The sequence below is a fragment of the Rufibacter hautae genome, from assembly GCF_008271695.1.
GTDB lineage: Bacteria > Bacteroidota > Bacteroidia > Cytophagales > Hymenobacteraceae > Nibribacter > Nibribacter hautae.
Window position 1 is genome coordinate 495,026 of the sequence record NZ_VKKY01000001.1, and the last position, 21,365, is coordinate 516,390.

General features: G+C 54.9%; 18 protein-coding genes. 9 read left to right on the forward strand and 9 right to left on the reverse strand.

Translation table 11 applies throughout. The features are described from left to right. Positions 1 to 31 precede the first annotated feature (31 nt). Together FOA19_RS02005 and FOA19_RS02010 are read right to left on the reverse strand one after the other, a co-directional pair. Positions 32 to 2,719 carry a DNA translocase FtsK gene (locus FOA19_RS02005; RefSeq protein WP_149089127.1) on the reverse strand — a complete coding sequence of 896 codons (2,688 nt, stop codon included), beginning with the start codon at positions 2,717 to 2,719 and terminating at the stop codon, positions 32 to 34. Between the two features lie 84 nt (positions 2,720 to 2,803). Continuing rightward, complete coding sequence (locus FOA19_RS02010; protein ID WP_149089128.1) at positions 2,804 to 3,832, reverse strand: quinone-dependent dihydroorotate dehydrogenase; 1,029 nt, start codon at positions 3,830 to 3,832, stop codon at positions 2,804 to 2,806. 378 nt (positions 3,833 to 4,210) lie between these two features. Between FOA19_RS02010 and FOA19_RS02015 the strand changes: the two genes are divergently transcribed. From FOA19_RS02015 to FOA19_RS02030, 4 genes are all read left to right on the forward strand, one after another. Continuing rightward, positions 4,211 to 4,744, forward strand: a complete 534-nt coding sequence (locus FOA19_RS02015; RefSeq protein WP_149089129.1) for a GAF domain-containing protein — start codon at positions 4,211 to 4,213, stop codon at positions 4,742 to 4,744. Beyond that, complete coding sequence (locus FOA19_RS02020; protein WP_149089130.1) at positions 4,741 to 5,037, forward strand: TFIIB-type zinc ribbon-containing protein; 297 nt, start codon at positions 4,741 to 4,743, stop codon at positions 5,035 to 5,037. The genes FOA19_RS02015 and FOA19_RS02020 overlap by 4 nt, the downstream gene beginning before the upstream one ends. After that, positions 5,010 to 5,381, forward strand: a complete 372-nt coding sequence (locus tag FOA19_RS02025) for a hypothetical protein (RefSeq protein ID WP_149089131.1) — start codon at positions 5,010 to 5,012, stop codon at positions 5,379 to 5,381. The genes FOA19_RS02020 and FOA19_RS02025 overlap by 28 nt, the downstream gene beginning before the upstream one ends. 90 nt (positions 5,382 to 5,471) lie before the next feature. After that, positions 5,472 to 6,206 carry a DUF72 domain-containing protein gene (locus tag FOA19_RS02030; protein WP_149089132.1) on the forward strand — a complete coding sequence of 245 codons (735 nt, stop codon included), beginning with the start codon at positions 5,472 to 5,474 and terminating at the stop codon, positions 6,204 to 6,206. 138 nt (positions 6,207 to 6,344) lie between these two features. Here the strand turns inward: FOA19_RS02030 and FOA19_RS02035 are convergent, their stop codons facing one another. Both FOA19_RS02035 and FOA19_RS02040 read right to left on the reverse strand, forming a co-directional pair. After that, a complete protein-coding gene (locus FOA19_RS02035; RefSeq protein ID WP_190300254.1) occupies positions 6,345 to 6,497 on the reverse strand; it encodes a hypothetical protein in 153 nt (50 codons plus the stop codon). Positions 6,498 to 6,626: 129 nt separating this feature from the next. Beyond that, positions 6,627 to 7,661 carry an LLM class flavin-dependent oxidoreductase gene (locus FOA19_RS02040; protein WP_149089134.1) on the reverse strand — a complete coding sequence of 345 codons (1,035 nt, stop codon included), beginning with the start codon at positions 7,659 to 7,661 and terminating at the stop codon, positions 6,627 to 6,629. A gap of 161 nt (positions 7,662 to 7,822) precedes the next feature. Between FOA19_RS02040 and FOA19_RS02045 the strand changes: the two genes are divergently transcribed. Beyond that, positions 7,823 to 10,336, forward strand: coding sequence for a penicillin-binding protein 1A (locus FOA19_RS02045; protein ID WP_149089135.1), 2,514 nt, complete (start codon positions 7,823 to 7,825; stop codon positions 10,334 to 10,336). 285 nt (positions 10,337 to 10,621) lie between these two features. Here FOA19_RS02045 and folB read toward each other — a convergent pair whose 3' ends face one another. Genes folB through FOA19_RS02060 form a run of 3 tightly spaced genes read right to left on the reverse strand, consistent with a single transcriptional unit; the run spans position 10,622 to position 12,951 of the window. Next, a complete protein-coding gene (folB, locus tag FOA19_RS02050; RefSeq protein ID WP_149089136.1) occupies positions 10,622 to 10,981 on the reverse strand; it encodes a dihydroneopterin aldolase in 360 nt (119 codons plus the stop codon). 12 nt (positions 10,982 to 10,993) lie between these two features. Next, positions 10,994 to 12,025, reverse strand: coding sequence for a DivIVA domain-containing protein (locus FOA19_RS02055; protein ID WP_149089137.1), 1,032 nt, complete (start codon positions 12,023 to 12,025; stop codon positions 10,994 to 10,996). Then, on the reverse strand, positions 12,022 to 12,951 hold the full coding sequence (locus tag FOA19_RS02060; protein ID WP_149089138.1) for a WD40 repeat domain-containing protein: 930 nt from the start codon (positions 12,949 to 12,951) through the stop codon (positions 12,022 to 12,024). The genes FOA19_RS02055 and FOA19_RS02060 overlap by 4 nt, the downstream gene beginning before the upstream one ends. A gap of 83 nt (positions 12,952 to 13,034) precedes the next feature. Here FOA19_RS02060 and FOA19_RS02065 point away from each other — a divergent pair, with 83 nt between their 5' ends. The 4 genes from FOA19_RS02065 (at position 13,035) to FOA19_RS02080 (ending at position 18,014) form a co-directional block, all read left to right on the forward strand. After that, positions 13,035 to 13,676, forward strand: coding sequence for a 4'-phosphopantetheinyl transferase family protein (locus FOA19_RS02065; protein WP_149089139.1), 642 nt, complete (start codon positions 13,035 to 13,037; stop codon positions 13,674 to 13,676). Between the two features lie 61 nt (positions 13,677 to 13,737). Then, entirely contained in the window at positions 13,738 to 14,331 is a 594-nt protein-coding gene (locus FOA19_RS02070; RefSeq protein ID WP_149089140.1) for a redoxin family protein, read from the forward strand. Between the two features lie 606 nt (positions 14,332 to 14,937). Continuing rightward, the gene (locus FOA19_RS02075) at positions 14,938 to 15,582 is read left to right on the forward strand and encodes an O-methyltransferase (RefSeq protein ID WP_149089141.1); all 645 of its coding nucleotides are present in this window, start codon (positions 14,938 to 14,940) and stop codon (positions 15,580 to 15,582) included. Between the two features lie 206 nt (positions 15,583 to 15,788). Next, a complete protein-coding gene (locus tag FOA19_RS02080; protein ID WP_149089142.1) occupies positions 15,789 to 18,014 on the forward strand; it encodes a LysM peptidoglycan-binding domain-containing protein in 2,226 nt (741 codons plus the stop codon). A gap of 651 nt (positions 18,015 to 18,665) precedes the next feature. Here the strand turns inward: FOA19_RS02080 and FOA19_RS02085 are convergent. Beyond that, positions 18,666 to 20,009, reverse strand: a complete 1,344-nt coding sequence (locus FOA19_RS02085; protein WP_223808686.1) for an MFS transporter — start codon at positions 20,007 to 20,009, stop codon at positions 18,666 to 18,668. Positions 20,010 to 20,401: 392 nt separating this feature from the next. Continuing rightward, positions 20,402 to 21,322 (reverse strand): bestrophin family protein, encoded by a 921-nt coding sequence (locus FOA19_RS02090; RefSeq protein ID WP_149089143.1) that lies wholly within the window; start codon positions 21,320 to 21,322, stop codon positions 20,402 to 20,404. Between the last annotated feature and the right edge of the window lie 43 nt (positions 21,323 to 21,365).

The window sequence follows — 21,365 nt, forward strand, 5'->3', positions numbered from 1 at the left end:
TCTTTAAGTTAAGGTAACTGCAATTGTTTGCTTACGGTTGCATGTTATTCAATAACTGTTCCAAACTGTACTCATCCGGAATTAAAACTTCGCGGGCCTTACTGCCTTCAAACGGACCCACCACGCCGGCGGCCTCTAACTGGTCAATCAAGCGGCCAGCCCGGTTATAACCCAGTTTCAGACGGCGCTGCAAAAGCGAAGTACTTCCCTGCTGGTGCGTGACCACAATGCGGGCAGCCTCTTCAAACATCGCGTCTTTGTTGCTAGGGTCAAACTCAGCTTTCTCGTTGCCGCTCTCGTCGCCCAGGAACTCCGGCAACAGATAAGCATCTGAATAGCCCTGCTGCTCGCCAATGAAATCACAGATGCGGTCTACCTCTGGGGTATCCACAAACGCGCACTGCACTCTGATCAGGTCTGAACCCAAGGAGAACAACATATCACCCTGGCCAATCAACTGGTCGGCGCCGCCGGTATCCAGGATGGTGCGGGAGTCAATCTTAGACGTTACTTTGAAAGAGATCCGCGCCGGGAAGTTGGCTTTGATGATACCCGTGATCACGTTCACCGATGGACGCTGCGTGGCTACCACCAAGTGAATACCGATAGCCCGGGCCAGCTGCGCCAGACGCGCGATAGGCGTTTCCACCTCTTTACCCGCCGTCATCATCAAGTCGGCCAACTCGTCAATCACCAGCACGATGTACGGCATGAACTTGTGGCCTTTCTTAGGGTTCAGACGGCGCTCCACAAACTTAAGGTTGTATTCCTTCAGGTTCCGGCAACCGGCGTTTTTCAAGAGATCATAGCGCTGGTCCATCTCCATACAGAGCGAGTTCAGCGTGTTTACTACCTTTTTGGTATCGGTGATGATGGCTTCGTCAGTGTCGGGCAGTTTGGCCAGGAAGTGCCGCTCAATCTTATTGAACAGTGATAATTCCACCTTCTTAGGGTCAACCAACACAAACTTCAATTGCGAAGGATGGCGCTTGTACAGCAGCGAGGTCAAGATCGCGTTCAGACCTACCGATTTACCTTGACCCGTGGCCCCCGCCATAAGTAAGTGGGGCATTTTGGCCAAATCAGTAATAAACACCTCGTTGGTGATGGTTTTCCCGAAGGCGATGGGCAGTTCCATCTCGCTCTTCATGAACTTCTCGGTGCTCAGGATGGCCTTGATGGGCACCATCTCCTTTTTCTTGTTCGGCACCTCAATCCCGATGGTTCCTTTGCCCGGAATTGGGGCAATGATCCGGATTCCCAAGGCGGCTAAACTCAGGGCGATGTCATCTTCCAAGCTCTTAATCTTGGAAATCCGCACGCCGGCCTCCGGTACGATCTCGTACAGCGTCACAGTTGGCCCGATGGTCGCTTTGATGCTGGCAATCCCGATGTTGTAGTTCCCGAGGGTTTCTACAATGCGGTCTTTGTTGGCTTCCAGTTCTTCCTTGGTTACCTGTACTTTGGCCACGCCGTAGTCGGTGAGCAGGTCGATGGAAGGGTATTGATAACGCGGCAGGTCCAGCGTAGGGTCATAGTTTTCACTCACCGCCACATCGGCCTCTTCTTCCTCCAAATCTACATTGGCAATGGCCAGTTCTACTTCTTCCTCGGGTTCTTCCAACAGCACGTCATCGTCCTGCTCTACTTCCAGGGCCAGCGGCACGGAAGCCAAAGGCACGGCGGCTCTTGGCGTCACCGGTAACTCGTTCACGGAGAACAAATCTTCCTGCGGCTCTTCCAGTTCTTCCTCGTCATACTCCTCGTCGTCCTGGTCGTCATAGAACTCCTCGTCCTGGGGTTGCTCCTCCTCGTACTCCTCTTCCTCATCATCCGGTTCTTCCTGCTTTACCAGAAAAGGGGCCGGAAACGCCGGTTCTTCCTCCTGGGGCTCAAACGTACCAGAGGGGTTGGTAAGATGGTTCATGCCCGCCGAAGGCGAAGCGTATACGCCAGTTTCAGGTCTATTATCCACGGCCGCCATAGCGGGCTTGGGCGCTGCAGTCTCCGTTTTAGGGAATCTTGGCCGGCCCAGCGTGGTGATGTTGAAGAAGAACATGACAAAGGCGATGAGCGCGAAGCCCATCAGAAGGCCGGTTCCCCAGCCCAAAAGGCTCTGCAGCCACAGCGCGGTCTCGTAGCCGATGCCGCCGCTCATGAAGCCGTACGTATCCGTAGCTTGGTTCAGGAGAACCAGGTAACCCGCGGTCACGCAACCCCACAGCAATCCGAAAAGGCACAGAGTGACCACAGAGGAAAGGGTGATGGACGTGCGGCGGAAAACGATTTTGTACCCGATGTAGAACACCACCGGCACAAAGAAGAACGAGGCGACCCCGAACCAGCGGTTGATGAAGTAATCAGAGATCCAGGCGCCAAAGAGACCCAGCCAGTTCTCAGACTCCAGCCCGGCGGCTTTCACATCCTCGGGGGTCACAGACTCCACAATGCTCTGGTCGGCGGTGCCGGTGAACAGGAACGAGACGAACGCGATGGTGAGGTACAGCGAGGACAGCAGGAAGAAAAACCCGATGAACAGCTGCAGCCGGCGGTCTTTTAGAAAGTTGAAGGATAACTGGGGGGTGGGAAGCGACTTCTTGGGTTTGGCCTCTTTGGGGGCTTTATTTTCGGTCTTTCCTTTTGGTTCATTCTGAATCCTGGGCGCATTCTTAGGCCGCGGACCAGTCCCTACATCCCGTTTATATGTGTTCGTTGCCATGCTGTCTCCAAACTTCAAATCTACACTATTCCGTTCAATAAGCCTTGAACAATTTACCAGTATATGGTTTTCAAAATATAGTATTTACCTGAGTAACCGCTCGTTAATCTGCCTTATCAATCCGGGCCCTTCGTAAATGAAACCGGTGTATAATTGCACCAAATCGGCCCCGGCCGAAAGCTTCTCCAGCGCATCCTCGGGGGTCATGATGCCGCCCACGCCCACAATCCTGATCTCCTGGGGCAGTTGCTGCCGCAGGTACCGAATGACTTGGGTAGAGGCGCTGGTCAAGGGTTTGCCGCTCAGGCCGCCGGCCCCAATCTCAGTGATGCGCTGGCCCGAGGTCTGCAACCCCTCCCGGCTGATGGTGGTGTTCGTCCCGATGACGCCGGAAAGCTGGGTCTGCGCCGCAATCTCCACAATATCATCTAACTGGGCCAGGTTCAGATCGGGGGCGATTTTCAAGAGCAGCGGCTTTGGTTTGGCTTTGCCCTGGTTGCGGTTCTGTAGGTTGCTCAAGAGGTCGCGCAGCGGTTCCTTTTCCTGTAACGCGCGCAGGTCGGGCGTATTGGGCGAGCTCACGTTCACCACAAAATAATCTACCACGTCATACAGGGCGTCAAAGCAGTAGAGGTAATCCTGCAGGGCCTGCTCATTAGGCGTGACCTTGTTCTTGCCGATGTTGCCGCCCACGATCACGTTGCTTTTGCGGCTGCGCAGACGCTCCACGGCCTGGTCTACGCCTTCGTTGTTGAAGCCCATACGGTTGATGATGGCCCCGTCCTGCGGAAGGCGGAACAGGCGCGGCTTGGGATTGCCCGTCTGCGCCTTGGGCGTGAGCGTGCCTATCTCAATGAACCCGAAACCCAGCTGGGCGTACTCGTCAATCATGCGGGCGTCTTTGTCAAAACCGGCCGCTAAACCCACCGGGTTAGGAAACGTGAGCCCGAAGACTTTCCTCTCCAGCCGTTTATCTGTTACCTGGAACACGCCCCGGCTGAGGGATTTGGCCAGCGGCAGCTGAAAACCGGTCTTCAGCGCCGAGGTGGTCAGGTGGTGCACCTTCTCGGGGTCTAACTGGAAAAGTAACGGACGGATGATTTTTTTGTACACGGCAAAAGGGGTTTAGGCAAAGATAAAAAATAGCCTGCTACCGGTGTCAATTAAATGCGCTTATCTGCCGCCGCGTTTTCTGGCTGAAAAAACAAAACAGGTACAATTCCGGAGTACCGGGCCTTGCCCCACCATAGCCCCGCTCCATTCCCGTGGCCAGATGCAAGCTCTATGCGGCTTTTAGGTCCTTTTTCTGTAAACGGCTCCAAAACAACAGCCTAGCGCATTTTAGGACAATTCTAAACTGCTTTCACCAGTCCCGGAATCCCCCTTTCAGAGCCTTGGTTTTTACTTCAATTTTCAGGTCCTGATTCTAAGAAAATCAGCGGTAAAGGCACGGCTTTTGCTTTTCTAGAACTGTACCTAAACGGCTTGAAGATGTTAGAGACTTGGAACCCCAGATTGGAAGTTGTTTGGACCGCCGACGACAAAGTGGTGTTGGACACTGCGGTCTTGCTCAGCCAGAACGTAAACCAGGCTTCCTATGTATCTGATGTGCTTTTGTTTCTGTACCAGCACTCGGCCGCCGATGTGATTATGATTTGCCAGAAATCTAGCCCTACCAGGGAGATGAAGATTCTGCGCATGCTGTATCAGGGCCAGGTGCTTCCTATGAAGGCTTCTTACCCCATAGACGGAACGCCCTGTGCCAATGTGAACCGCCATGGGGTACTGTATTTCGCCTCGGGCGTGCGGGACCGCTTTCCTTTGGATAATTATTTGCGCAATTACGGGATTGAGAGTTACTTTGGGGCACCGCTTATGAACTCCGCCGATGAACTGACGGGCGTAGTGGCCCTGTTGCACAAGAAATCGCTTCCTAACCCTTACCTCCTGGAATTGTTGCTCACTATTCTTTCCCCCTCGCTTGAGTCGCTGCTGGAAAGGCTTGCCCCCCAGGCCACTGCATGAGCGCCAGCAAAAAATGCCCGCACTGTGGCCAATGGTCTGGCTGGCAGCAGAACCCCACCGACCGCTGCGAACACTGCCAGGGTTTGCTGGACCCCGGAGCCTTTGACCGGCAACAGGCCCAAGTGGCGCGGCAGGCCGAAGAGAAAAAGCACTTCACGGTAGATTTCATCCAGATAAACCACAACGACCCGCCTTTCACCAAATTCTACAAAAGCATCGGGCTTGGTTTTCAGTTGGCTTTCGTGAGCATCGTTTCCTTTATCTTATGGCTTCTCGCCTTGCTGGCCGGTTAACCTGGGGCACTTTCACGCCTTTGTTCTGCGGGCTGGCCACTATTTACGTGGCGCACCGCACCGCGGCCTGGCTTCAGTTTCCCCGCCCCTTCTGGCTCAGGTCCTACCTGGATGACCTTCTTTGCCTGCCCCTTTTACTCACCGTTACTTTATTTCTCATGCGGATGCTGTACGGCCCGCAGGTGCGCTTCACCAAATACCACATCGGGTTTGTGGTGGCGTATGTCTCCCTGGTCTTCGAGCTGCTCTTACCCCGTTACATGGAGCGCTACACCAGTGATCTGTTGGATGTGGTCCTTTACGCCCTGGGCGGATGGTTTTTCCACCGGTTCTTGAACAAATAGCCCTCACTTGCTTTTAACCCGATTTTAGAAAAAGGCGCCCAAAACGCTGCTTCCTCCAACCTGCCTCCACGGCTGCGTATAAGAAGGGCTATGCAGGAAAAAGGCACCATGTACATCGGCACCTCGGGGTGGCACTACAACCATTGGAAAGGAAATTTCTATCCGGCGGGCGTCACCGCTAAACAGTTCACGGAGTATTACCTCCGCTTCTTCCAAACGGTGGAGATCAACAACTCTTTCTACCGATTGCCCTCCCCAGAGACCTTTGCGGCCTGGCGCAACAGCGTGCCCCCAGATTTTCTGTTCTCTGTAAAAGCCAGCCGATTTATCACGCACATGAAGAAGCTCAAAGATTCGCAGCAGAGCCTCTCGCAGTTCCTGGGCAACGCGCAGGCCCTGGAGGAGAAATTGGGTCCCATTCTGTTCCAGTTGCCGCCCGCCTGGAAACTAAACCTGGAGCGCTTCCAGGACTTTCTCAAAGCCCTGCCGCCGTACCACCGCTATACCTTTGAGTTCCGGGACCAAACCTGGTACCACCCAGAGGTGAATTCCCTGCTGCAACAGTACAATTGCGCTTTCTGCATCTATGACCTGGCCGGCCACCTGTCGCCACGGGAGGTCACCGCCGATTTCGTGTACGTGCGCCTCCACGGCCCCGAAGGCAAATACAACGGCAGCTACGCAGAAAGCGCGCTTCAGTCCTGGGCGAGCCATTGCCGCACCTGGGCTGCTGAAGGAAAAGATGTATTCGTGTACTTTGACAACGACATAAACGGCCACGCTCCCGTCAACGCCCTGCGTCTGCAGGAACTGGTGCGGGCGTAAGCGATGGTGTTTTGAGGTTGTTTTGTGGAAAATCGGGCTAAAAGGAAGTGCTTCTTGGCAAGAACCCGGATTCACATTAGCAATGGGAAAGCTGCCTCTCCACAAGTCAGGAAAGGAAATCCGGATAATCAGAATCTACTATTCCCGGACGAGGAGGTAGGTGGTGGCCAGAATGGCGTTCTGCCGGGTACCCTCGTCAATGCCGGGGCTCAATTGGGTAGATACAGACTGTATCTGGAACCCATTTTCCAGGAATTGCGCCACCTGGTTTGTAGTGTCATTAGAGGACATTTGGTTGTTTCCCGGTTTAGGGTACTCTACTCTGCTTAAGACTGTAATCACCCGCTGCTCCATAAACTTCTTCCCAGGTGGTTAAATCCCAGTCTGGCAAAGCTACGGAATAGAAATGGAGGGCACTAATTATTGGCCGGCACGGGGTTCCAGTCCGTACGCCTCGGCCAGCAATTCATAGCTGCGCAGGCGGTCTTTGAAGTCATAGGTGATGGTGACCACCACAATCTCGTCCACGTGGTAGGCCTCGGCCAGGGCGTCTAGTTTGGCTTTTACCTGGGCAGGGGTGCCGGCCACAATGCGCTGGCGGTTGTATTGGATGTGGGCCAGTTCGCTTTCCTCCAGGTCTTCATAGAACGCTTTGGCTTTCTCCAGCGAGGGTACGCCGGCGGCTTTGCCCTGCCGGATGTGCAGCATGAGCATGTCCATGGAAAGCTGCAGTTCCTCGGCTTTCTCCTGGGTATCGGCGCAAAGCACAAAAATCCCGAAGTTGCCGGCGGGTTTCTTGAGCAGGGCCGAGGGCGTGAACCGGGCCTGGTAGTTGCGCATCATCTCGGGTCCTTCCTTGGGGTTGATGAAGTGCGCGAAGGAGAACCCCATGCCAAAGTGGGCCGCAAAAACGCCGCTCTGCCCGCTGGAGCTCAAAAGCCAGCGCTCTGGCGTGGTGGCCGAGCGGGGCGTCACCTTCACCTCGGCGGCCTCGGTGCCGTTGAGACCGTCCTGCAGGTAGCGGTCCAGGTCAATGAGTTGGGTCACGAAATCCTGCTCGTTGAACTGGTTGTAGGGGTTGAGCAGGGCGGCGGTTTTGCGGTCGGTGCCGGGGGCGCGGCCAATGCCCAGGTCAATGCGGTTGGGGTACAGGGCTTCCAGCAGCCGGAAATTCTGGGCCACTTTCAAGGCGCTGTAATGGGGTAGCATCACGCCACCCGAGCCCACGCGCAAGTGCTGCGTATGTGCCGCCAGGTACGGAATCAACACCTCGGGCGAGGGGCCCGCCAGGCCCAGGGAGTTGTGGTGCTCAGAAACCCAATAGCGCGTGTAGCCCAGTTTATCGGCTAGTTGGGCCAATTCCAGCGTTTCCTGCAGGGCTTGTTCTGGGGTGCCACCCTCCCGTACCGGTGACTGGTCCAGCACACTCAATTTTATCTTTTTAGCTTCTGCCATCTGGTTTTCTTGGGTTGTGAATTATTTGCCGGTGGGTGACCTGTGATCGGCTTTCCTTCTGTTTTACGGCCAATTTGCGTAAACTGCCCCAAAACGGTGAAACCTTGGCAGTATCCTTGAGGTAAGCATAGCCTTTGCCGCCGTTTATACGTTCTTAGCGCATGCCCTTTTTCAACTCTTACTTTGGAAGCTTCTCAGACTGGATCAACACCCGACGCAAGCGCTGGATTGCCCGCCATGGGCATAAACTGAGCCTGAGCTTCTGGCGATCTTTGGACCGGAAAGGCTGGCTCCGCGTTCTGACCAAAGGGGCTTTATCCGTGCTGCTGTTGCTGTTCGTGTTCTACCTGGCCGTTTATTTCGGGGTGTTCGGGTGGCTTCCTACCAAGCGACAACTCAAAGCCGTGCAGAACAACATGCCCTCTGAGGTCTACACCGCCGACAGCGTGCTCATAGGCCGTTACTTCATCCAGGACCGCACCAACGTGGCCTATGACAAGATTGCCGAGCCCGCCATCAAAGCCCTCATCGCCACCGAGGACGTGCGCTTCTACGAACACGATGGCGTGGATTACCGAAGCCTGGCCCGCGTGCTCATCAAAAGTCTGCTTTTACAGGAAGAAAGCTCCGGCGGGGGTAGTACCCTCAGTCAGCAGTTGGCCAAGAACCTGTTCCCGCGCAAAAGCCTGGGGTACCTTTCCATGCCCGTGAACAAGCTGCGCGAAGCCATTTTGGCCCGCCGTTTTGAGGCCATTTATACCAAAGAAGAGATATTGGGTCTGTACCTGAACACCGTGCCCATGGGCGGAAACGTGTACGGCATTGAATCCGCGGCACGGCGTTTCTTCAATACCTCGGCAGATTCGCTCAAGACCGAGGAGGCGGCCGTGCTCATAGGCCTGCTCAAGGGCACCACCTATTACCACCCCAAGCTGTACCCCGAGCGATCTTTGCAGCGGCGCAACGTGGTGCTGGCCCAAATGGCCAAGTACGGCTATCTCACCCCGGCCCAGAAAGACTCCCTGCAGAAACGTCCGCTGAAACTCAGGTACAACCCTTATTCCCACCATAGCGGCTTGGCGGCTTATTTCAGGGAACACCTGCGCCAGGAACTGGGCCAGTGGGCGGCCCGGCAGAAAGACAAAGAAGGCGATCCGTATAACCTCTACACCGATGGCCTCAAGATTTACACCACCATTGACAGCCGCATGCAGCGTCACGCCGAGTTAGCCCTGCGGCAGCGCATGAAATCACTGCAGGTGGAGTTTGACAAGCACTGGTCAAAAAAAGCTCCCTGGACAGGCCAGCCCGATATCCTGAAAGCGGCCAAGGAACGGTCGCTCCGTTACCGGCGCCACAAAGCCGCAGGTCTTTCTGAGGAGGAGATTACCGAGATTTTCAACACGCCGCGCAAAATGCAGGTGTTCCGGTGGCGGGGCGAGGTCACCCGCACCATAAGTCCCATGGATTCGCTGCGCCACTACCTGCGTTACCTGAACGCTGGTTTTGTGGCCATGGAACCCAACAGCGGCTACGTGCGGGCCTGGGTAGGCGGTATCAGCCACAATTACTTCCAGTACGACCACGTGCGCTCCCGCCGGCAGGTGGGCTCCACGTTCAAGCCGCTGGTGTACGCCACCGCCATAGAAAAAGGCATTGCCCCTTGCTCCTATTTCTCCAATGACCGCCGCGTCTTCCCGGAGTATGAGAACTGGTCACCCCGGAACGCAGATGAGCAGTACGGCGGATCTTACTCCATGCTGGGCGCCCTCACTCATTCCGTCAACACGGTATCGGTGAACGTGGCGCTGCAGGCCGGTTTGCCCAGTGTAATCCAGACCGCGCATAGCCTGGGCATTACCGGTGAGTTGCCTACCACGCCCTCTTTGGCCCTGGGCACCGCCGATGCCAGCCTCCTGGAGATGGTGGCTGCCTACGCGGCGCTGGCCAACGGCGGCTACCAGATAAAGCCCCGCTACCTGCTCCGGATCACCGACCGGCAAGGCAACGTGCTCTTTGATCAAACCAACCCGAACGGGCAGGGTCAGCACGTGCTCTCCAGCCAAACCACCGCTTTGCTGCGCCCAATGCTGGAGAACGTGGTCAACGAGGGTACCGGCCGCCGGCTCCGCAGCGATTTTCGCCTGACCATGGACATCGCTGGTAAAACCGGCACCACCCAATCACACGCCGATGGCTGGTTCATCGGGTTTACCCCCGATCTGGTGGCCGGCTCCTGGGTAGGCGGAGAAGACCGGCGCATCCGGTTCAGAGACTTGGAACAAGGGGGTGGCGCCAATACCGCGCTGCCCATTTGGGGCGCCTTCTTCCAGCGTCTGGGTCAGGACCGGGCCTTCCGCCGCTACTCCTACAGCCAGTTCGCTCCTTTGCCGCCGCACCTGCGCAGCTATCTCAATTGCCCACCTTACCAAGGCCCCATTGTGGAGGCTCCTATGGTGGAGGAAGAAGACAGAGGAATTGATGAGTTCTTCAAAAGAAGCGGCCGCAAGCTGAAAGATTTGTTCAAACGCAAAGACAAACGGGACAAAGACAGAGAGAAGGAAAGGGAGAAAGAAAGAGACCGCGAAAAAGACTGGCAGAAGGAGCTGGAGAAAGAACTTGAGAAAAGAAGGGACAAAGGAAATGGCCGAGGCCGCTGGAGACGGGAGGATTGATGTCAAGATTTGGAGATGTGAAGATTGGGAAATAGCCAGAGGTACCAAAGAGATGCTCCCCCCTGGAAAGAGAAAGCTAGTACTGTTTTACGCTGATGTGATGTAGGGGCAATCCCTTGTGGTTGCCCTCTTCAGTCGCAGAAGCAGAGGGCAACCACAAGGGATTGCCCCTACAAACTCAAAACAAAAACGCCTCACCCGTTTGCAACCGGTGAGGCGTTTTTGTTTGTGTATCGTTTTCAGGCGGATTTCTCAAAACAAGGCCTTAAACGGCAATCAGATACTTTAAGCCTTGTTCTTCTCCAGCGTGACTTTGGCTTTGTGGCAGATGCCGCCTAGCGGTGGGTTGAACTTGGAGACGCTTACCTTGACCTGCTGCACAAAGGGGAACTCTTGGTACACGCCTTCAATGATGCGGTGGCCCAAGTGCTCCAGCAAGCGGGCGGGTGAGCCCATTTCATGGAGGACCACTTTGTAGAGCTTCTCGTAGTTCACCGTCTCGTCCAGGTTGTCTGAGGCGGCGGCGGCGTGCAGGTCCGTCTGGATGTAGAGATCCACACCGTACTTGTTGCCTATTTTCTGTTCCTCGTCATAAAACCCGTGGAAAGCGAAAAACTCCATGCCTTCCAGTGCAATCTGCCCCATCAATAAACAGAACTAGATCTCGTCAAAGAAAGAACCGCCGCCGGCTGCTACCGCTGGGGCAGGCTTGGCCTGGCTTGTTCCCGGAGGCTGAACCTCTGGTTTTTCTGGTAGCGGATTCTCACGCTCTGGCTCTGGCTCTTCAATTGGCGAAGGAGTTGGGGCTGGCGGAATATCTGGTTTCGGCTCTTCCCTTCTAGGCGGGTCAATAGACGGCGTAGGGATATGCGGCGGCACGATCTCGGGGGTACGAGGGTGCACATCCGGGGCCGGGTTAGGCGTATGCACCGGCGGGATGGTGCCGGGTGTAGACGGGATAGACTCGCGGCTTCCGCCACCGCCTATTTCGTATCCGTCTGCCTGCGGTTGGTCTATGAAAGCTGAAGCTGGGATAGTGGCCTGCTTAGGCGCCGGGGCTACAGCGGGTATGGGTGTTGTTGCGAATGCGTTCATGGCTGTATCTTTTTCGTCATCGGGCCGCTGCGCTTTGATTTGGGCGGCTCTTTGTAAGATACTCGCAAGTGAGGCTTTAGGTTTTGACCTGGTTTTCTCTACCTTGTCCAGAGCGTCTGAGGCCAGGTTCTGCAGGTCGCGCACCATGTTCTCCAGATAGTCTTCCAGGCGCAGATAGTCCTGCTCCAGGTTCTTCACCTCGGCGTGCATTTCTGCTACGGTTTTGTCGGCTTGCATGTAGGCACTTTCCAGTACGCTGCGGGCTTTCTGGCGAGCGGCTTCCAGTACCTGGTCGGCTTTGAGTTGGGCCTCACGCACCTGCAGGTCAGCGGCTTTGGTGGCCTGCTCCACAATGCTGGTGCTGGTGTCCTCGGCGGTCTTGAGGGTTTTGTAGAGTGATGATTCCACCTCGCGCAGTTTCTGGACTTCGCGGCCGGCCACTTCCAACTTCACGCGCAGGTCTTTGTTCTCGTCCTGCAACTTCTCCCACTGCTGAGACAAGGTAAGTAAGAACGCCTGCACCTCTTCTTTGTCCAAGCCCCTAAACGCCTTCTCAAACGTCTTCTGTCTGATTTCTAACGGTGTAATCTTCATATTTCCTTCAAGGTTAACGCCCAAACCGCAATGCTGCGGTCATCACTACACGAAACTAACTGATTCCAATGAGCCGACCAAAACAATTTGTTCACTGACGTACCGTGGCCGGCGTGCCGGGCTTTGTCAATCACTTTCAATAATTTGAACGTCTGGGCATCCCACACCTTCACGCTTTTATCCATGCTGCAGGTGGCAAAAAGCCGCCCGTTGGGGCTGAATGAGATATGGTTGAGGGTGAACAGGTGCGCGATGATACTAGTGTGTTCCTGGTATTCCTTCTCTGTGTCCCAGACCCGCAGATGGGCATCGCGGCTGCCGCTGAGCAGGTACTGGCCCTCTGGCGTGTACGCCAGCGTGAACACCGATCCGGTATGGCCTTCTAACGTCCTCTTCACTTCTAGCGTCTCCTGGTCCAGAATTAAAATGCGGAAGTCACTCAGGCCCAGCGCCAGTTCTGGTTTACCAGGGTGCACCGCCACGCAGCGTACGCTTTTCTCCCCAAACAGCAACACCTTAGCCACCTGCAAGTTCTTTAAATCTACCACCACCAGAGAACCATCGCCCAGCGCCAGGTAGGCCTGCTGCCGCTCCCAGGAATACTGGATGTCAAAGATGGCGGCGGTTGGCAAGGGAATGGTTTTCACGATGGCTTTCGCGTGCAGGTCCAGAATCTCCAGGCTGTTGTGGTTGTGGCCGATGAGGAGCCAGTCTTTCTCCGGCAGGTATTTGAGCGCGTACACGCTGGAACTCACCCGGGCCACCAGTTCGCCATGCTCGGGGTTGGTCAGGTCCCATTGCACCACCATGCCATCGGCCCCGGCCGAGAAAAACTTCTGGGGCTCAGGCGCGCGTTCCAGGGTGTACACGCAGTCGCGGTGACCGGTGAGGGTGGTGATTTTCTGAACCTGGAAGGGACTGGCCATGAGTTACGGGAAAAGGGACGGAAGGTATTTTTGCCTAAATTTACCAAAATCAGCCTGAAAACAGTTTCCGTCCTTTTGCCTCTATGCCCCTCATCCAGCACAAACCCATCGCTTCTGCTTCACTTCTAGGCCTTTGGCAGGTAGAGGAAACCATAGAAGAATTGCGCGCGCAACTGCTTTGCCTACGGCCCAACCACGAAATTCCGGCGTTCAAACCCGAGTCCCGTACAAAGGAATGGCTTGCGGCGCGCGTCCTGGCCTATGGGTTGCTGGAAAAGCTGTCGGCCCCCGAGATGTATCTGCAGACCCAGGAATCGGGCGGACCGGTTTGCACGGATGCTGCCTGGCACGTGTCGCTCACGCACTCGGGCCCGTGGGTGGGGGCGCTGGTTTCCAGGATGCACCAAGTTGGCATAGATATTGAAATGATCGGCAATAAGGCGCCCCGGCTGGCCCCGCGCTTCCTGAACGAGGAAGAATTGGCCGCTTCGGCAGAAGACCCGGAAAAAGTGCACCTTTACTGGAGCGCGAAGGAAACGCTCTACAAAGTATACCGCAACCGCAGGCTTGATTTCCAGGAGAATCTACTTTTGCAGGACTTCGAACGGAAACCAGCGGGAACTTTCGCCGGAAGGGTGGTCACCGATGCATTTGACCAGAACTATGAGGTGCACTATGAAACGCACCCAAATTTTGTGCTCACCTACGTGGTGGCCCCCAGATAGATTAAACGGACTTCTGCGTTTCATGATAAACCCAGAAGCCTTTACCTTGAACCAAGAAACTATGAAAACATACGTTACTTTCCTCCTGGCGCTGCTCCTAAGCAGTGCAGCCTTTGCCCAAAGCGGCTACCGAATTGGTGCCAAAGTAGACAATTTCACGTTGAAAGATGCCCAAAACCAGGCCGTGGAGCTGTCCAACTTCAAGGATGCGCCCTTGCTGGTGGTGGTGTTCACCAGCGTGAACTGCCCTTACGCCAAACTCTACGAGAACCGCCTGCAGAACCTTTCCCAGAGCTATGCCGGCAAAGGCGCGAAGTTTGTGTACGTGAATACCAACATCGGGCTGGAGGAAGGCGGACAGGCCGCCAAACCGCAACCAGATCGCCCCAGCACTGAGAAATTCCCTTACCTCATTGACGAAGGACAGCAACTGAGCAAGCAGTTTGGGGCCACCAAAGCGCCTGAGGTGTTCGTGCTGCAGAACTCAGCCGATGGGTTCTACCTCCGCTACAAAGGTGCCATTGATGATAATCCGCAGGCCGAGAACTTCGTAAAGCAGCGCCACCTGGCCAGCGCCTTAGATGCCTTACTGGCGGGTCATTCCGTGGCCAACTCAGAGAACCGCGCCACCGGCTGTTCCATCAAGCGCTTCTAAGAGAATGCTGTTTCGGGCTTGTTTTTGCGAAAAAGAGCTTAGAACAGAAGTCATCAAAAGCCTGTCCAACTTGTGGCAGGCTTTTCTTTTTGCCGGAGGATAGCTGTTCACATTGTACGCTTTGTATTAGCGTCCGCCGTTGGTGTTATTGCCAACAACTCAAACTCCTGTCAGCCACCGAGTCAGGGCAACCATAAGGGATTGCCCCTACATTTGGCCTTTCAATTATCCTTTATCTCTGGTTCAAGTTTTCAACTTGGACCTACCATGGCGGCAGTTTGAAACTGCCATGAAGCGCCAGTTTCAAAAGGAGTGTTTCCTGAACGGGCATTGCAAAAAGAGACTTTTTGTTCAGATCCTCTCTTTGAGGCTGCCGCCTCACTGAAGTTGCAAACTTCAGCCCATTATGGGTCCAAGTTAGAAACTTGAACCAGTTCTATTTTAAATGCTTATTGGCATAAGAACTAAACGGCTCCGCTTATCGGTAGGAATTTAAGGTAGGTTATGCTTTTGACCCGCTTTTCAGAAAATAGCCCTAAAACCAGACTTCTAAGATTCCGCGGGTTTACCTTTGCCCTTCTTAATTCTCAATTTATACTTACCAACATGGATTTTCTGGACCCAGACCTGCACGCGTACGCAGAAGCCCATACCACGCCCGAGACGCCCCTCCTCCACCGGCTGAACCGCGAGACGCACCTGAACGTGATGAAACCGCGCATGCTCTCGGGGCATTTGCAGGGGCGCACGCTGGCCATGTTCTCGCAGATGATGTGTCCGCGTCGTATCCTGGAAATAGGCACCTACACCGGTTACTCAGCGCTTTGCTTGGCTGAGGGGTTGGCCGAGGACGGCGTGCTGCACACCATTGACGTGAACGATGAGCTGGAAGACATGGTGCGGAAGTACATCGCGGAGGCAGGGCTGGAGGAGAAAATCCAGCTGCACATCGGGCAGGCCGCTGAGGTGATTCCGACTCTGAATGAAGTTTGGGACCTAGTGTTCATCGACGCCGACAAGAAAAGCAACGGCCTGTATTTTGACATGATCATAGATCGTGTGCGGCCCGGCGGCTTCATCCTCACGGATAATGTGCTCTGGAGCGGCAAAGTGGTAGAGAAATTCCGGCCTAAACTGGACAAGGACACGGAGTTGGTGCTGGAGTTCAACCGCAAGGTACACGAAGACCCACGGGTAGAAAACCTGCTGCTGCCCATCAGAGACGGCATTCTGGTGGCCCGAAAAAAGTAATCCACAACTTGTGGACAACCCCGTGGAAAAGGGGGTGGATAAATTTTTACCCTCCCCTTCCTTCCATTCCCCTCCCAAAATCGCCTACTTTGTACAGAGCCTACTGGTACAACTGGCTACCCAATAGTCACTTAAGCTACGGTAATTCCAGTTTTACAAGAACATAGGTTTTCTCCTATTCTTTTATCAATTCCCACGATAATCAGATGAAAAAATCATTATCGCTCCTGTTACTCAGCCTGTTATGCTGGGTAGCGCAAGCCCAAAGCCCGGTAGTTCCCAACAATATGTACTTCGCAGACATCCACCTGCAGATCAAGGATGATGCCCGCGCAGACATCCAGAAAGTAGTGGATGCCCTCACCAAGCACCCCGGCTACTTCCAGAAGAAAGTAGAACTGGCCGATGCCTATTTCCCGTTTGTGGAGCAGGCCCTGAAAGAAGAAGGCGTGCCCGCCGATTTCAAATACCTTGTTTTGCAGGAAAGCGGCCTGGTCTCTGATGCCGTTTCTACTTCCAACGCCGTGGGTTTCTGGCAGTTCAAGGAAGGATCGGCCACGGAACTGGGCATTAAGGTGAACAGCAACGTGGACGAGCGCAAGCACATCATTGCCTCCAGCCACGGCGCGGCCCGCTACATGCTGCGCAGCAATGCTTACTACAAAAACTGGTTCAACACCCTGCTTTCCTATTACCAGGGCCTCAACGGCACCAAAGCCCTGACCAAAACCTCAGACATCGGGGTGAAGAGAATGGAAGTGACGAGCCAGACAAACAAATACTTGCTCACGTTCCTGGCCCACAAAGTGGCCTATGAAAACGCCATCGGGAAGAACCCCAACCCTACCATTACCCTGCAACCGGTAAAAGCCACACCCGGCCAAACCTTGACTGAAATTGCCATGGCCGCCCAAGCCGATGCCGCCGAGGTGGAGCGTTATAACAAATGGCTCATGGCCTCCACGGTACCCGCTGATAAAGAGTACACCGTGATGGTGCCGTACGTTTCAGGTGCCCAGCGCCCGGTACTGGCCCAGGCCGCCGGACCGGTAAGAAAATCCAATACTGCCAGAACCGCCTCAGTAGGCAAGCCACAGGACAGCGTGAGCCGGATCAAAGGATTCTTCCAGACCCTCAAGGCCAAGCTGAACAACACGTATGAGCCAAGATCAGTGGTAGCCCAACCCGGTGACACCCAAGAGATGCTGGCCCTGCAAGGCAATATCTCCACCGGCAAATTCCAGCGCGTGAACGACCTGCAGCCATCAGACCCGATTGTGGCCGGCAAACCGTACTACCTGCAAGCCAAACGCGGCAAAGCCAAAGGCACCGAGTACCACGTAGCGCAGCGCGGCGAGACCATGCATGACATCTCCCAGAAATACGCCATCAAGCTGAACAAGCTCTTTTCTAAAAACCGCATGCAGAAAACAGAGGCCCTAGAACCAGGCCGCGTGGTTTGGCTGCAGGAAACCAGACCTACCAGCATTCCGGTGGAGATTAGACCTTTGGAAGACGAAGCCGCCCCTGCCACGCAGGTAGTGGCCCAAAGCACAACTTCTTCCACCCAGCCGACTGTTTCTGCCCCAGTTGCTACCACCCCAAGAACCACTGCTACCCCTAAGCCAGGCGCTATCAGTGTGGAAGTAGACGACCCTAGCGCGCCTCCTTATGTGAAGAAGACTCCTAAGGACGAGGTAGCCACGGCCACCTACCCAGCCAAAACACCGGTGACCACAAACAAACCAGCCCCGGCCATTGAACGCAGAGCCCCGGAAGAAGCCGTGATCTCTGATGTGAAAGTAACCGCTGCTCAGCCTGCCGCTATGCCAATCCCGGCCTCCGGCACACACGTGGTAGAGAAAGGCGAGACCTTGTATTCCATTGCCCGTAAGTACGGCATCCCGGTAAAAGACCTGCTGGCCTGGAACAACCTGGATGGCAGCGCTCCGCTGGGCCTGGGCGTAGAACTTACCCTGACCGGCTCCACCACAGCGTCTGCTACTGCGGCCGCCACTACTGCTCCTGTAAAAGCGACCCCAGCAGCAACTGGCACTGCCTCCGCCGCGGAACACACCGTAACCCCAGGCGAGACGCTGTACGCCATCTCCCGCAAGTACGGTGTATCGGTGCCGGACTTGCAGACCTGGAACAACCTGGGTACCGGTTCCATCGCCATCGGGCAGAAACTGGTGGTAGCTGCCCCAAGCGCGGCGGCTCCTGCCTCTGCCACCACCGTGGTACCTACCGATAGCACCGCCGCCGCTCCAGCCGCTACCCAAACCATTACCCACAAAGTAGCCCCCGGCGAGTCTATGTATGGCATCTCCAAAAAATACGGCGTGACCATTCAGCAGATCCAGGAATGGAACAACAAAACTGACTACAACGTGTCCGTAGGCGAGAGCCTGATGATCAAACCGAAACAATAGGCTGCTCCTTTTACAGCCCTAAAACAGAGAGAGCCCACAAATTGTGGGCTCTCTCTGTTTTAGGGCTGTTTTGTCAAAAGTAGGTGGTAATCGCTGGTCAGAAGTTTATTGCTCCATCAAACCAAGGAGAATTTTTGAGGCTCTTGCCTCATGGCAGTTGCAAACTGCCGGTCATTGTGGATCCAAGTCACAGACTTGAACTAGGTAAAGTTAACCCACCCCTACCCCTCCGAGGAGGGGAATAAAACTTGCAAATGGTTCCCTCCTTAGCAAACGTGAGGCGGGGCATATCACTGTCTCAAAAAGTAAAGCCTTTGGCCAAATGCACCAATTCCAGCCTTTCGGTTGAGCGCCTTGTCAGGTTCCGGTGCCGTAAGGCATTGCGACTGAAAGGAGCAAAGGAAGCTGGCGCAGCGCGAGGCCGGAAGGCGGGGCCTCGCGGCCGTGAGCGCACGGAGCCCAGCTATGAAACAACCCAGCTTATGCACCCACGCAAACAGCAGCGCCCCGCCAGCACAACCAGACTACGAATCCACAAAAATCAGCAAACGAAATCTGCTTGTATAAACATCCCCCTTCAAAAGAGAAATCTTCTCAAATAAAGCGTCAGTTATAGATCTAAATTTCAAAAAACGTCCTAAAAACCTCAGCTTACATTTTCCCTCCCTCCGGTGGAGAAGAAAGCCCGGACGCCGTCTGCAACCCATTGGCGATCTCAGGCAAGATGCCCAGCCGCTGATAGATAGGACGAACCAACTGCCGTGATCTGGGAAGGCTCAAGACGAAAGGCACAATGCTCAACAGGCAGACAATGCCGCAGCCCAGTAAGGTGTAGCTCACCCCTATCCGCTCCGCGAGCCAGCCGGCCAATAGACTCCCAATCGGGGCCATGCCCATAAATGCCATGGAATAGAAACTCATGACCCGGCCGCGTTTGTCTTCGTCTACAATGGTCTGGATGAGGGTGTTGCTGGAGGCCATGCGCAGGATCATGCCCAAGCCCACCACAAAGATGCTGACCATGGCTAAAAACAAAGTAGTGGTGAAGGCGAAGGCCGTTAACCCGATACCGAACAGCACCGAGGCAAAGATAATGACGCGGGCCAGCCCCAGCACCGATTTGCGGGAGGCCAAGTAAAGGGCACCAAGCAAAGCACCTACCCCGGAAGCCCCCATCAGCAGGCCCAGCGTACTGGCGTTCCCGTGCAGGACATCACGGGCGAAGGCAGGCATGAGCACCGTGAAAGGCATCCCGAAGAGGCTGAGCGTGGCAATGAGCAGCAGGATATCGCGGATGGGCGCAAACCCGAAGGCGTAGGTAAAGCCCTCCCGCAGGGATTTCAGCACCTGGGTATCCTGCCGCTGGCGTTCCATCTTGGGTACCCGCATCAGGAGCAGGGAAGTCAGGACGGCCAGGTAACTGATGGCGTTGGCCAGAAAACACATCCCCTCGCCTACGGTGGCAATGATTCCGCCGGCCACGGAAGGACCCACCAATCGGGCCATATTGAACATAGAGGAGTTGAGGGCGATGGCGTTGCTCATGTCCTCGCGTTTCTCTACCAGTTGCACCACAAAAGACTGCCGCGCGCTCATGTCAAAAGCGTTCACAATTCCGGCAAAAACGCCTAATGCCAGAATGTAGGGGATGGTAACGGTATTGGTGAGCACCAACGTGGCGAGGGTACTGGCCTCCAGCAGAAAAAGGAATTGTGTGAGCAGCAGCACCCGGTGCCGGTCAAAGCGGTCTGAAATGACGCCGGCAAACGGCCCCAGCAGAAACGAGGGAATCTGGTTCGCGAAACTGACCATGCCCAAAAGGAAAACAGAATCGGTGAGGCGGTAAACGAGCCAGCTCATGGCAATCTGCTGCATCCAGGTCCCGATGAGCGAGATGCTTTGCCCCATGAAAAAGAGGCGGTAATTGCGGTACTTCAGGGCCCGGAACATGCCGCCCAGGCGCGAAGGTTTATCGGTGGTAAGGGTTTCTTCCATGTAATCACAGCCCTTCAAGGCCGTGTCTGTGTACGAGAAGAACCCACCGCAGAGTTGAAATTTATCCGCTGAAATGTCAGCTTAAAAACTCCCGTTTCTGATCTGTTTTCCTGAAATCGTTGCTAAAAAGGCGTATTTGGCACTCCTCCTTTCCCAAAACCCAGAAGGCTACTGACCTAGAAATCAGAAGCCTGAAGGAACATTTGGCGATAAAGGAAATTTCCTAGATAACCCTTCATACTTGCGGCAGACTGAAAAAAGGAGGAACCTGTTTAGGGGCTGTTTCTAAGAAAACAGCTCCTAAACAGGTTCCTCTTATCGGCTTGGCTTACCACTTAAACTGTGCCCTATTTGGACAACCAAACCCAAGGATAGTAGTCTCAGGATAAAGGCTATAGAATGTAGAAGCGGGCCACGTGGTCCTGCGGCTTGGGGATCTCCGCTTCTTTGAATTCGCGCATCATCTGCTTTAGGTCACGGTCAATGGTCTGGGCGATGGACGTCACCGGGGTATCGGTGGGTTTGTTTTCAAACGGATCCTGCAGGTGGATGGCCATTTTCTCGATGAGCAGGAAAGAAGACGCCACGGCTACCACAAACGGCACCATCATCACCCCGAAATCATTGATCACCCCAAAGGGCAGCAACAGGATGAACAGCAACAAGGCCAGGTGCGTGTAAAGGCTGTAGGTAGCCGGAAAAACGGTTTTCTTGATGCGTTCGCAGCCGCCCATGGCATTCACCAGGCGGGTTAAGGTACGGTCTAGTTCCACCTGCTGGTATTCATTTACCCAGCCTTCTTTGTAGGCGCGCCGCAGGTCTTCGCCGTGCAGTTCCATCAAACCCACGGGTTTGTTCGTGTAGTCCTGCAGATTGGCCAGTTGCTCGGGCATCAGCAGTTTCTCTACGTCTTTGATGGGGCAAAGGTCCCGCAGTGACTGTCCCAGGCTGTAGCACCAGGCAATCTGCCGTTTCACAAACATTTCCTTGAAATAAAGCGCCTCCACGGAGTTATAGGGCGTATCCACGAAGTTGAGGACCTGCCGGGTGAGGGTGCGGGAATCGTTCACGATGGCGCCCCACAGGGTACGGGCCTCCCACCAGCGGTCGTAGGCCTGGTTTGACCTGAACGCCAGCAGCAACGACAAAATGGTACCCAACATGGTAGGCACCGCAATGGGAATGGAGATTCTGGTAAAGTGCAGGTTCACATAGGCTACGGCCACTACCAGGGCGTAAACAAAGACCATTAACACCTCTACTTTGATCTTCCCGAACACATATCTAATGGGGATATTCTTCTTCAGCAACATGGCATTCTAGTAAGTAAGGTTGAAAATTAACTGGGGCCAAAAG

Excerpts from the sequence above, each read along its gene's own strand:
- FOA19_RS02005 (WP_149089127.1), bottom strand. The coding sequence starts at position 2,719 with ATGGCAACGAACACATATAAACGGGATGTAGGGACTGGTCCGCGGCCT.
- FOA19_RS02015 (WP_149089129.1), top strand. The coding sequence starts at position 4,211 with ATGTTAGAGACTTGGAACCCCAGATTGGAAGTTGTTTGGACCGCCGAC.
- FOA19_RS02020 (WP_149089130.1), top strand. The coding sequence starts at position 4,741 with ATGAGCGCCAGCAAAAAATGCCCGCACTGTGGCCAATGGTCTGGCTGG.
- FOA19_RS02025 (WP_149089131.1), top strand. The coding sequence starts at position 5,010 with ATGGCTTCTCGCCTTGCTGGCCGGTTAACCTGGGGCACTTTCACGCCT.
- FOA19_RS02030 (WP_149089132.1), top strand. The coding sequence starts at position 5,472 with ATGCAGGAAAAAGGCACCATGTACATCGGCACCTCGGGGTGGCACTAC.
- FOA19_RS02035 (WP_190300254.1), bottom strand. The coding sequence starts at position 6,497 with ATGTCCTCTAATGACACTACAAACCAGGTGGCGCAATTCCTGGAAAAT.
- FOA19_RS02040 (WP_149089134.1), bottom strand. The coding sequence starts at position 7,661 with ATGGCAGAAGCTAAAAAGATAAAATTGAGTGTGCTGGACCAGTCACCG.
- FOA19_RS02045 (WP_149089135.1), top strand. The coding sequence starts at position 7,823 with ATGCCCTTTTTCAACTCTTACTTTGGAAGCTTCTCAGACTGGATCAAC.
- folB (WP_149089136.1), bottom strand. The coding sequence starts at position 10,981 with ATGGGGCAGATTGCACTGGAAGGCATGGAGTTTTTCGCTTTCCACGGG.
- FOA19_RS02055 (WP_149089137.1), bottom strand. The coding sequence starts at position 12,025 with ATGAAGATTACACCGTTAGAAATCAGACAGAAGACGTTTGAGAAGGCG.
- FOA19_RS02060 (WP_149089138.1), bottom strand. The coding sequence starts at position 12,951 with ATGGCCAGTCCCTTCCAGGTTCAGAAAATCACCACCCTCACCGGTCAC.
- FOA19_RS02065 (WP_149089139.1), top strand. The coding sequence starts at position 13,035 with ATGCCCCTCATCCAGCACAAACCCATCGCTTCTGCTTCACTTCTAGGC.
- FOA19_RS02070 (WP_149089140.1), top strand. The coding sequence starts at position 13,738 with ATGAAAACATACGTTACTTTCCTCCTGGCGCTGCTCCTAAGCAGTGCA.
- FOA19_RS02075 (WP_149089141.1), top strand. The coding sequence starts at position 14,938 with ATGGATTTTCTGGACCCAGACCTGCACGCGTACGCAGAAGCCCATACC.
- FOA19_RS02080 (WP_149089142.1), top strand. The coding sequence starts at position 15,789 with ATGAAAAAATCATTATCGCTCCTGTTACTCAGCCTGTTATGCTGGGTA.
- FOA19_RS02085 (WP_223808686.1), bottom strand. The coding sequence starts at position 20,009 with ATGGAAGAAACCCTTACCACCGATAAACCTTCGCGCCTGGGCGGCATG.
- FOA19_RS02090 (WP_149089143.1), bottom strand. The coding sequence starts at position 21,322 with ATGTTGCTGAAGAAGAATATCCCCATTAGATATGTGTTCGGGAAGATC.